The 9,616-nt window shown below is 70.1% G+C and carries 11 protein-coding genes; 4 read left to right on the plus strand and 7 right to left on the minus strand.

Going from position 1 to position 9,616, the window contains the following annotated elements; all coding sequences use genetic code 11:
• Both Q1N79_RS08780 and Q1N79_RS08785 read left to right on the plus strand, forming a co-directional pair.
• The coding region (locus Q1N79_RS08780) for a molybdopterin cofactor-binding domain-containing protein (RefSeq protein WP_300606592.1) at positions 1–1,215 on the plus strand (1,215 nt) is incomplete at its 5' end.
• Positions 1,216–1,638: 423 nt separating this feature from the next.
• On the plus strand, positions 1,639–1,839 hold the full coding sequence (locus tag Q1N79_RS08785; RefSeq protein WP_300606594.1) for a hypothetical protein: 201 nt from the start codon (positions 1,639–1,641) through the stop codon (positions 1,837–1,839).
• Between the two features lie 35 nt (positions 1,840–1,874).
• Here Q1N79_RS08785 and Q1N79_RS08790 read toward each other — a convergent pair whose 3' ends face one another.
• The 3 genes from Q1N79_RS08790 to Q1N79_RS08800 form a co-directional block, all read right to left on the minus strand.
• Positions 1,875–3,080 (minus strand): HoxN/HupN/NixA family nickel/cobalt transporter, encoded by a 1,206-nt coding sequence (locus Q1N79_RS08790; RefSeq protein ID WP_300606597.1) that lies wholly within the window; start codon positions 3,078–3,080, stop codon positions 1,875–1,877.
• Positions 3,081–3,258: 178 nt separating this feature from the next.
• Positions 3,259–4,041, minus strand: coding sequence for a class I SAM-dependent methyltransferase (locus Q1N79_RS08795; protein ID WP_300606600.1), 783 nt, complete (start codon positions 4,039–4,041; stop codon positions 3,259–3,261).
• Between the two features lie 59 nt (positions 4,042–4,100).
• Positions 4,101–4,568, minus strand: coding sequence for a Fur family transcriptional regulator (locus Q1N79_RS08800; protein WP_300606603.1), 468 nt, complete (start codon positions 4,566–4,568; stop codon positions 4,101–4,103).
• A gap of 201 nt (positions 4,569–4,769) precedes the next feature.
• Between Q1N79_RS08800 and Q1N79_RS08805 the strand changes: the two genes are divergently transcribed.
• A complete protein-coding gene (locus tag Q1N79_RS08805) occupies positions 4,770–5,396 on the plus strand; it encodes a superoxide dismutase (RefSeq protein ID WP_300606606.1) in 627 nt (208 codons plus the stop codon).
• Entirely contained in the window at positions 5,393–5,671 is a 279-nt protein-coding gene (locus Q1N79_RS08810; protein WP_300606609.1) for a hypothetical protein, read from the plus strand. Before Q1N79_RS08805 ends, Q1N79_RS08810 begins: the two co-directional genes overlap by 4 nt.
• A 94-nt stretch (positions 5,672–5,765) precedes the next feature.
• On the opposite strand, the gene Q1N79_RS08815 is transcribed toward Q1N79_RS08810, so the two are convergent.
• The 4 genes from Q1N79_RS08815 to Q1N79_RS08830 form a co-directional block, all read right to left on the minus strand.
• Positions 5,766–6,704 (minus strand): cation diffusion facilitator family transporter, encoded by a 939-nt coding sequence (locus Q1N79_RS08815; protein WP_300606611.1) that lies wholly within the window; start codon positions 6,702–6,704, stop codon positions 5,766–5,768.
• A gap of 92 nt (positions 6,705–6,796) precedes the next feature.
• Positions 6,797–8,176: a cobyrinate a,c-diamide synthase gene (locus Q1N79_RS08820; RefSeq protein WP_300606614.1), complete on the minus strand. Its 1,380-nt coding sequence runs from the start codon at positions 8,174–8,176 to the stop codon at positions 6,797–6,799.
• Between the two features lie 22 nt (positions 8,177–8,198).
• Positions 8,199–8,810 (minus strand): cob(I)yrinic acid a,c-diamide adenosyltransferase, encoded by a 612-nt coding sequence (gene cobO, locus Q1N79_RS08825; protein ID WP_300606617.1) that lies wholly within the window; start codon positions 8,808–8,810, stop codon positions 8,199–8,201.
• 3 nt (positions 8,811–8,813) lie between these two features.
• Positions 8,814–9,616: VWA domain-containing protein (locus Q1N79_RS08830; RefSeq protein ID WP_300606620.1), on the minus strand; the 803-nt coding region annotated here is incomplete at its 5' end.

The raw sequence follows: 9,616 nt of genomic DNA on the forward strand, positions 1-9,616 counted from the left end.
ATCCGGCTGCGCAACGTCGCCCCGCGGACCGATCCGCCGATGATGATGATCACCGGGCGTCCGCTAGTGGGGGTCACGACGAGGGAGTCACTGGAGCGGGTCGCCCAGCTCGTGGACTATCCCTCGTTCCGGCGGCGGCAGGCGCAGGCACGGGAGCAGGGCCGCTACCTCGGCATCGGGATGGCGACGTTCATCGAGGCCGCCCCGGGCCCGCGCGGGCCCGAGGGCGGGCTCGGCATGGAGTCCATGCGCCTGCGGCTGGAGGAGGACGGCATCGTCGTGCTGTTCACCGGGCAGATGCCGCACGGCCAGAGCCACCAGACGACGCTGGCCCAGATCGCCGCCGACGAGTTCGGCGTCCCGTTCGAGCAGGTCCGCGTCGTGGTCGGCGACAGCGCCGTCGTCCCGTTCGGGCTGACGGGCGGCAGCCGGTCGGCCACCATGACCGGCGGCGTGGCGCTGCACGGCGCCCGGCAGCTCAAGGCCAAGGTGCTCGATTTCGCGGCGGACATGATGGAGGTCAGCGCCCAGGACCTGCTGATCACCGACGGCGAGGTCTGGGTGCGCGGCGACCCGGCCAGCGCCATTGCCGTCAGCGAGGTCGCGCGGCGGGCGGCGTCCGGGGAGTCCGGTGCCGACTCCGACACCGGATTCGAGGTCGAGGCCACCTACGACGGCGGCGAGGGCGGCTGGTCCGGCGGCACTCACTGCGCGATCGTGGACGTCGACGTCGAGACAGGCATCGTGAAGGTGGAGCGGTACGTCGCCGTCGAGGACTGCGGCGCACTGATCAATCCTGCCGTCGTCGAGGGCCAGATCCGAGGCGGCATCGCGCAGGGCATCGGCGCGGTGCTGCTCGAACGATCGGCTTACGGCGAGGACGGTAACTTCCAGTCAGCCACGTTCATGGATTACCTGATGCCGACCGCCTGCGACGTTCCCCGCATCGAGATAGAGCACCTCGAGACCGTGCCGCTCGACGCTGACGTCAACTTCCGCGGCGTGGGCGAGGGCGGCATGATCGTCGCACCGCCCACGGTGGTCAACGCGATCGAGGACGCGCTCTCGCCCTTCGGCGTGCGGATCACCGAGCAGCACCTGCCTCCTGCTCGCATCCTGGAACTCATCGCCGCGGGCCCGCACGCGCCTGCCGCCCCGCCTGATAGCGCCAAACCACCCCAGACAGGCGCGAGCCGGGCCGAGCGGTCAACATAGGACCCGGGCCGCTGGGACAAAACGCCATAATACGGACGAAAGATCTGCCGCTGGGGTCCTATGTGTCAGAAACCGTCCCACTATCTGAGATCGTCGCCGGACAGCCGTCCTGGCTCCAAGCCAGCCTGTCACACCCCCGCCACACCGCTCACCCGCACATCATCTTTCACCTGACCAGATGACATGCGCGAGGGAGCGGCGGCGCAGCCCCTTAACTTCCCGTCGGGGCCCGGCCGTCGGCCTGGGTCTACCCACCTCCGTGGGCTGCCGCCGCGGGTCTTCGGCCGCCTCAGCCCTGCCGACCGCGCCGAACTGGCCCGCATCCTCGGCAAGCTCCGAGAGTAGGAGGCCGGGGGTAAGAGGCCGATAGTAGTGGGGTCCTTGGGAACCAAGGTCAATTTGGTGCCATGCCAAGCTGTCCCTATGACAGCTGACAAGCCGGACCCCACCACCGCGGAGAAGGTCATGGCGGCGATGGATGAATTCATGGCCACGGTGCTACGCCATCTGCGCACTGGGCAGGGCGCTCCGCTGGAGGAGCTGGGCCTGGAGAAGTCGCGGGACGAGTTGCAGCACTGGCGGCCGGACATCCCAGGCTCAGGAACAGAACCCGGGCAAACGTAACAGTCCGCACATACCCCAGGACCGGGTGGCCCGCCTCAGTCGGCGGCTTCGGCTTCGGCTCCGGCCCACGGCGGCGAGAGCGGCGTTTCCGCGCCTCCCGGACCCTGCAGGCGGGCGCTCCATTTCTCCTCGATGTGGGCGTACCGCCAGATGAGCATCGCCGCCGCCCAGGTGACAATGAACATGCCGACGATGACGAAGCCGGCCGTGTTGATGTTGAAGTTGTACATGAAGCCCCAGAAACCGCCGCTCTGGCTGAAGCTATTGGGGAAGTCCTGCGGGATCAGGCCGAGGGTCTCGATGCCGCCGATGAAGAAGCAGATGGCGACGGACAGGCCGGTGATGGCCAGGTTGTAGTAGACCTTGCGGACCGGGTTGAAGAACGCCCAGCCGTAGGCCATGTTCATGAACATGCCGTCGGTGGTGTCCATCAGCGACATGCCGGCGGTGAACAGGATCGGCAGCGCGATGACCGCCTGCCACGGGATGTGCTCGGAGGCCAGGTACGCGGTGGTGGTCAGCAGCAGTACTTCTGTGGCGGTGTCGAAGCCCATGCCGAACACCACCCCGACCGGGTACATCTGCCATTCCTTGTCGATGACCTTCATCCAGCGGCCGAAGAACCGGTAGAAGAACCCGCGGTTTTCCAGCTGCCGCTCCAGCTCAGCCTCGTTGTACTCCCCGCGCCGCATGGACCGGAACACCTTGACGATCCCGGCCAGGATGACCAGGTTGAGCAGGCCGATCAGGAACAGGAACGCCGCGGACACGATCGTCCCGAACGTCCCGCCGAACGACTCAAGCCCCGAGTTGCTGTGCGTCACCGCCGGCAGCACCGTCTTCTCCGCGATGATGATCCCCACGCCCATCGCGATCACGATCGTAGAGTGCCCAAGGGAGAAGAAGTAGCCGAAGGAGAACGGGCGCGGCTTGTCGGTGCCGACCCGCTCGTTCATCACCTTGCGGGTGGTGTTGTCGATCGCCGAGATGTGGTCGGCGTCGAACGCGTGCCGCAGGCCGAGTGTGTAGGCGGTGACGCTCAGCCCGATGCCGAACAGCTTGTAGTGGGCGGGCAGCACGTACGCGATGAACACCGCGAACCCGATCGCGTGCAGCAGCAGGATCGAGGCGTACATCCCGCTCACCCGCAGCTTCTCCGTCCGGGTCATCGTCTGGAACGACTGCCGGAACATCTTCCGCATGCCCAGGCTGGTCGGCAGTGCCGTGCTCTGAGCGGTCATGGCCTCACTCCTTGATCGCCTGCGCAGCAGGTCCCGCGCTTGATGGCACGCTAACTCAGTTGCATATAAGTCGCAAGTACTCATTTATTGCGGTCAAAGGGCCCAGCGGCGGCGGCGGGGGGCGGTCAGCCAGGCCGGCGGGGGGCGGTCAGCCGGGCCGGCGGGGGGCCGCCGCCGGTCAGCTGCCCGCGATCACGGCCCAGCGGGGATGGGTTCCGAGCAGGCCGTCCAGCAGCCCCCTGCCCGCGGTCACCGCCCACTCCACGTCGCGCAGCCGCTCGAGCCGCGCCCGCCCCCAGGGGCTGGCCTCGACCAGTGCGACCACCTCGTTCGGTGTCGGTCCCGCCTGATAGGGCAGCGCCGCGCGTATGCGCCCGCTGTAATGGCCATGATGGTCCGGCTCCGGCCGCCTGATCAGGTCGGCCAGGGCGCGGGCATGGTGCCGTAGCAGGTCCGGGGCGGAGGTGCCGCGCCCGCTCCAGCTGCCCTCGATCAGGACCAGGCGGCCTGCCGGGGCGGCAGTACGCCATGCCGCGAGCGTGCCCGCCGGGTCGGGCAGCGTCCACAACAGGTGCCGTTCGACGACCGCGGCGAAATCCCCCTCCGGCGGGTGCGCGGCGTCCGTCTCCGCGATCCGGATGGAAAGCTGCAGCGCCGCGGCCTTCTCGCGCAGCCGCGCGAGCATGCCCGTCGAGATGTCCGCGGCCGTCACCTCGTACCCCTGAGCCGCGAGCAGCAGCGACAGGAACCCGGTGCCAGCGCCCATGTCCAGCACCGTGGCGGGCGGGTCGGGCAACAGCCGGCGCAAGGTGGCCGCCCACGCCGCCTGCTCCTGCGGTCGCTGCGGGTAGTGCGAAGGCGAGTTGTCGTACGTCGCCGCGTCCACGTCCCAGAAGCCGCGGATGTCGGCTATGACATCGGTCTCGGTCTTCCCGCCGTCGGTATCGTCTGCGCTTCCCATGTCGGCAACGTTAATGCGGGCGTAAGTCATCTGCAACAGCATGGCAGTAGCGGACTTGGTCAGGCCCTGGCCTGGCAGTTGGCGCAGCGGCCGGTGACGGCGAAGCGGTGCGGGTTGATCGCGAACCCGTACTCGGTCCCGGCGACCCGGACGAGGTCGGCGAAGATCTCGTCCGGCACCTCGATCATGCTAGCGCACTGCTCGCAGACCAAGTGCCCGTGTGCTGCCGAGGCAAGGTGGTAGGTCGCGGGACCGCTCCCGAGCCTGGTGCTGTCGATGACGCCGAGCCGCTCGAGTTCCTCGAGATTCCGGTAGATGGTGGACAGATGCACGTCGGGTGCGCGGTCGTGCACCTCGGCCGCGAGTTCCTCGGCGCTGCGGTGGTCCCGGTTTCCGAACAGCGCGTTCAGCAGCAGCCTGCGGGCAGGGGTCGCCCGCCCGCCATTCCTGCGCACCAGGGCGAGCACGTCCTCGATCGCCTCGCGGTTGGCGCGCTCGGCCGCCACATCGGCTGCTTCGCTGGCCACGCAGGCAGCATATAGCAAATGCATGCAGTTGCAAATGCTCGCTATTGCGGTAGCTGAGTGTCGCAAGCACAGAACGGCCACCTGCATGAGTTCGCAGGAGCGCCGTCTGTATGATTGCGAATTAATCGCAAGTAACTTTAATATGCGCCTGCGGATATAAAGCAGGAGCAACGACCTAGCCGGTACGACGAAGGAGCTGCCATGGCTGTTTACACCCTTCCCGACCTGCCCTATGACTACAGCGCGCTGGAGCCGGCGCTGACCGGGCAGATCATGGAACTGCACCACGACAAGCACCACGCCGCGTATGTGAAGGGCGCCAACGACACCCTGGACCAGATCGCCGAGGCCGGTGAGACGGCAGGCCCGGTCGTGACGGTTGGCCTGGAGAAGACACTGGCGTTCAACCTGTCCGGGCACATCCTGCACTCGATCTTCTGGAAGAACCTCTCCCCCGATGGCGGCGACCGCCCGGACGGCGAACTCGCCGACGCGATCACAGAGCACTTCGGCTCCTTCGAGGCGTTCGCGAAGCGGCTGTCGTCCGCGACGACCGGCGTGCAGGGCTCCGGCTGGGGCGTCCTCGGCTTCGAGCCGGTCTCCGGCCGCCTGATCATCGAGCAGCTTTATGACCACCACGGCAACGTCGGGCAGGGCAGCATCCCGCTGCTGGTCTTCGACGCCTGGGAGCACGCCTACTACCTCCAGTACCACAACGTCCGCCCGGACTACGTGAGCAGGCTGTGGAGCCGGGTCAACTGGGCCGACGTCGCCACCCGCTACCAGGCGGCCCGGACCTCTGCCCAGGCATCCCTCCTGGTGCCATGAACGCCGACCCGGCGGCCGCCTTCCTCGCCGCGGCCGAGGCCGCGCAGGTCGGCGCGGGCATCATCGCGGCCCGGCACCGCGGCGACCTCGCCAGTGCCGACGCGCTGCTCGACGGCCTCAGCGACGCCAGGAAGGCCGCCGGGTTCCTGGTTCTCGCCGACCTGGCGATCACGCTGCTCGCACGCTATGAGGACCGGTCGGCCGACGTGGTCGCGGCCGAGCTGAGCCTGCACCTCGCTGCCCACGCACCCGGCACGGCACAGGGCGGCGGGTGATCCACAGCGAGCTCCCCGCGCCGACAAGCGCGGGCCGGGAACACGATGACCTGGTACTCCACCGCAACGCGCGCCCGTCAGGACCGCCTGGTCATCAGCAACCCGGGTCGGCCGGCCCTGCACGGGCGATCCAGGTAAGGCTGCCAGCTGCCGGGACCCGCCGGGAGACCTGATCGGCGACCAGGTGCCCTATCGCGTCGCATTCGCGGGCAGTCAGTTCAGGGTTCACCCAGCCTTCTATCTCGACCCGCAGCGTGCGGCCAGTCCAGCGGGCCCGGGCGTGGGCATGGACGACACCGGGCACCGAGCCGGAAGCCTCCTCGGCCACGGTCACTATCTCCGGATCAACGCCGTCCGCGAGCCGATGTACGACATCGCGGGTGACCTCGTAGCCCACATGGCAGATGAAGCCGGTCACGGCGATTCCGGCCACCGCATCCCCCCAGGGCTGGCCCAGGGCGACCGCGACCAGTCCCGCCAGCGCCCCCGCCGACGAGAGCGCATCGAGCCAGGAATGCCGCGCGTCGGCGATGAGAGTTCCCGAATTGATGCGCTTGCCGACGCTCAGCTTGTACCGCGCGACGATCTGGTTGCCGGCGATGCCCAACATGGCCCCGGCGATGCCCGCGGCAATGTGGTCAGTGTGCCCGTGCTCGATGAGCTTGCGGACGCTCTCATAGCCAGCGAAGACCGCGCTGGCCCAGACGACCACCGCGATACCGATGCCAGCCAGGTCTTCCGCCCGCTCCAGGCCGTACGGATACCGCTCAGACGGCAGACGGCGAGACAGCCGGAACCCGAGGAACACGACGGCACTGGTCGAAACGTCGGACAGGTTGTGAATCGCGTCGCCAAGCAGTCCGACCGAGCCGGTCACCACCGCCAGCAGCAACTCGACCAGGCCAGTGGCGGCCAGCCCCACCGCACTGACCGCCACCGCGCGATTTGCTTGCCGGCGCTCACCAGCGTCATCGCGGCCATGCGCTAGCGGGAACGCCGCGGCCGGATCACGCTGCCCTGCGGTCTTATGCACCACGCCAGGATAGGTGCGCCGGCCGGTCCTACGCCTCAGGCGGCGGGCTTGGGGTGCAGCAGGCCCGGGTTCGTCAGCAGAGGTCGCGAGCCCTAGATCCTGGCCTTGCGGTACTCGCGGGCGGCGGCCGTGATGCGGGCGGCCGCGCCGGGGATGCCGTTCCAGTGTGTGTGCAGGTAGGAGGCGTGTACCTGGCCGCGGACGAAGCCTTCGGTGACGGTGGTGCCCGATTGCCTCCAGTGCCACGCGCCGATGGCCTGGCCCGGGGTCTGGATGGTGGTCCGGTGGAACTCGTGCCCGTGCACGCGTGTCCCGGCCGGCGCGAGCGGTGACGTGGCGGCGGCGACGGCGTCGCGGTAGCCGAGGGTGAGCCTGCCGGTCATCGCGGCGCTGGCGTCGAGCACGCCGCACATCGGGTGCCCGTCCAGTGACCGGGCCAGGTACAGCAGGCCGGCGCATTCGGCGATGACGGGGGCGCCCGAGCGGGCCAGCGACGCGACCCGTGCCCGCAGCCGCGCGTTGGCGGACAGGTCCGCGGCGTGCTCCTCGGGGAAGCCGCCGCCGATGACCAGGGCGTCCACGTCGCCGGGGAGCTGCTCGTCCCGCAGCGGGTCGAACGTCACGACGTCGGCGCCGGCGGCGGTGAGCAGTTCGGGGTGCTCGGCGTAGCCGAACGTGAACGCGGGCCCGGCCGCGAACGCGATGCGGGGCCGGGGGACAGGCGGCCCGGTTCGTTCTGCGGAATATTCCTGGTTTTCCCGGAGCGGCCCCGCGGTGCGGGCCAGCCGGATCACCGCGTCCAGGTCCACGTCGGCCGCGACGATGGCGGTGAGCGCGGTGACCGCGCTTGCGGCTGGGCCGCCCAGCTCAGGGGCGGGGATGAGCCCGAGGTGCCGGGAGGGGACGGCGGCCTGATCGCGGCGGTGGATGACGCCGAGGACCGGGACGCCGACGGTGTCGGCCGCGTCGCGGAGCAGCCGCCCGTGGTGTTCCGAGCCGGCCTTGTTGAAGATCACGCCGCCGATGCGGGTCCCCGGGTCGTAGGACGCGAAGCCATACAGCAGGGCGGCGGCCGACGCGCTGGTACCTTCCGCGTCGACCACGAGGATGACAGGCGCCCGCAGCAGCCGGGCCACGTGCGCGGTCGACGCGAAGTCCCCGCGGCTTGACGCCCCGTCGAACAGCCCCATCACGCCCTCGATGACCGCGATGTCCGCGGGCTGCGGGGTGGTCGCGCCGCGGATGAACATCGCCGCGATCTGGTCCTCGCCGACCAGCCACGGGTCGAGGTTGCGGCCGGGCCGTCCCGCGGCAAGCGCGTGGTAGCCCGGGTCGATGTAGTCCGGGCCGACCTTGTGGGGGGAGACGGCAAGGCCGCGCTTGCGCAGCGCGCCGAGCAGCCCGGTCGCGACGGATGTCTTGCCGTGACCGCTGCCGGGCGCCGCGATGACGACGCGCGGGATCGTCAGCATGCGCCGCTGACCGTCCGTCGGGTCACCATTCGATGCCGCGCTGGCCCTTCTGGCCGGCGTCCATCGGGTGCTTGATCTTCGTCATCTCCACGACCAGGTCCGCGGCGTCGACCAGGTCCGGGTGCGCGTCCCGGCCGGTGATCACCACGTGCTGGTGGCCGGGGCGCTGCGTGAGCGTCGCCACGACGTCGGCGACGTCGATCCAGCCCCACTTGATCGGGTAGGTGAACTCGTCGAGGACGTACATGCCGAACCGCTCGGCGGCCAGGTCGCGCTTGATCTGCGCCCAGCCCTCGCGGGCGTTCGCGGCGTGGTCCTCGGGGTCGCCGCGCTGGATCCATGACCAGCCCTCGCCCATCTTCTGCCAGGCGACCTCGCCGCCCTCGCCGGTCTGCTCGTGCAGTCGGCCCAGCGCGAGGAAGGCGGCCTCCTCGCCCACCCGCCACTTCGCGCTCTTCACGAACTGGTAGACCCCGATGCTCCAGCCCTGGTTCCAGCCGCGCAGCGCCATGCCGAACGCGGCGGTCGACTTCCCCTTCATCGCGCCGGTGTGCACGATGAGCAGCGGCCGGTTCCTGCGCTGCTTCGTGGTCAGCCCGTCGTCAGGGACGGTCTCTGGCTTCCCCTGGGGCATCGTTCAGGCCACCTTCCTGCCTGGCCTGCCGGCGTTGCCGGCCCGCCGGTCGCGGACCGAGTCGGCAAGCTTTTCCGCGGACAGCCCCGCGCCCGGCCGGCCCGCCGATGGCGAATCGCCGGCGGACAGGCTGGTGAGGCCCAGGTACTCGGCGCCGAGCGCCTGCGCCAGGACGGCGGCCAGGCCCAGCCGGACCGGCCCGGACTCGCAGTCGATGACGACCGACGCGATGCCGTCCCTGCGCAGGTTCCCCGCGACGGTCCCCGGCTCGCCGCCTGCCGTGTGGCGGCCATCGGTCACCACGACGAGCAGCGGGCGGCGCAGCGGATCGCGCAGCCGTTCGCGGCGCAGCGTGGCGCGCGCTTCGGCGAGCCCGGCGGCGAGCGGGGTCCTGCCGCCCGCGGGCATGGCCTCCAGCCTGCGGGCGGCCACCTCTACCGACGAGGTGGGCGGCAGCAGCAGTTCCGCGCCCGTGCCACGGAAGCAGACCAGGCCCACCTTGTCCCGCCGCTGGTAGGCGTCGAGCAGCAGGGAGAGGACCGCGCCCTTGACCGCCTCCATCCGGCGGCGCGCGGCCATCGAGCCGCTGGCGTCCACCACGAAAAGGACCAGGTTGGACTCGCGTCCCTCGCGGCGATGCTCGCGCAGGTCAGTGGTCTCGAGTAGCAGGCCAGGCCCGGTCCGTCCCCGGCGCAGCTGGTGCGGCGCGCTGGCCGTGAGGGTCGCGGTCAGGTGCACGTCCAGCGGCCCCGACGCCAGCAGCGGCCGGCGCGCGCCCACGCTGCGGCCGGCGTCGGTCGCGGCGC

This window comes from Trebonia sp. (genome assembly GCF_030042015.1).
Classification (GTDB): domain Bacteria; phylum Actinomycetota; class Actinomycetes; order Streptosporangiales; family Streptosporangiaceae; genus Trebonia.

Excerpts from the sequence above, each read along its gene's own strand:
- Q1N79_RS08785 (WP_300606594.1), top strand. The coding sequence starts at position 1,639 with ATGACAGCTGACAAGCCGGACCCCACCACCGCGGAGAAGGTCATGGCG.
- Q1N79_RS08820 (WP_300606614.1), bottom strand. The coding sequence starts at position 8,176 with ATGCTGACGATCCCGCGCGTCGTCATCGCGGCGCCCGGCAGCGGTCAC.
- Q1N79_RS08795 (WP_300606600.1), bottom strand. The coding sequence starts at position 4,041 with ATGGGAAGCGCAGACGATACCGACGGCGGGAAGACCGAGACCGATGTC.
- Q1N79_RS08805 (WP_300606606.1), top strand. The coding sequence starts at position 4,770 with ATGGCTGTTTACACCCTTCCCGACCTGCCCTATGACTACAGCGCGCTG.
- cobO (WP_300606617.1), bottom strand. The coding sequence starts at position 8,810 with ATGCCCCAGGGGAAGCCAGAGACCGTCCCTGACGACGGGCTGACCACG.
- Q1N79_RS08810 (WP_300606609.1), top strand. The coding sequence starts at position 5,393 with ATGAACGCCGACCCGGCGGCCGCCTTCCTCGCCGCGGCCGAGGCCGCG.
- Q1N79_RS08790 (WP_300606597.1), bottom strand. The coding sequence starts at position 3,080 with ATGACCGCTCAGAGCACGGCACTGCCGACCAGCCTGGGCATGCGGAAG.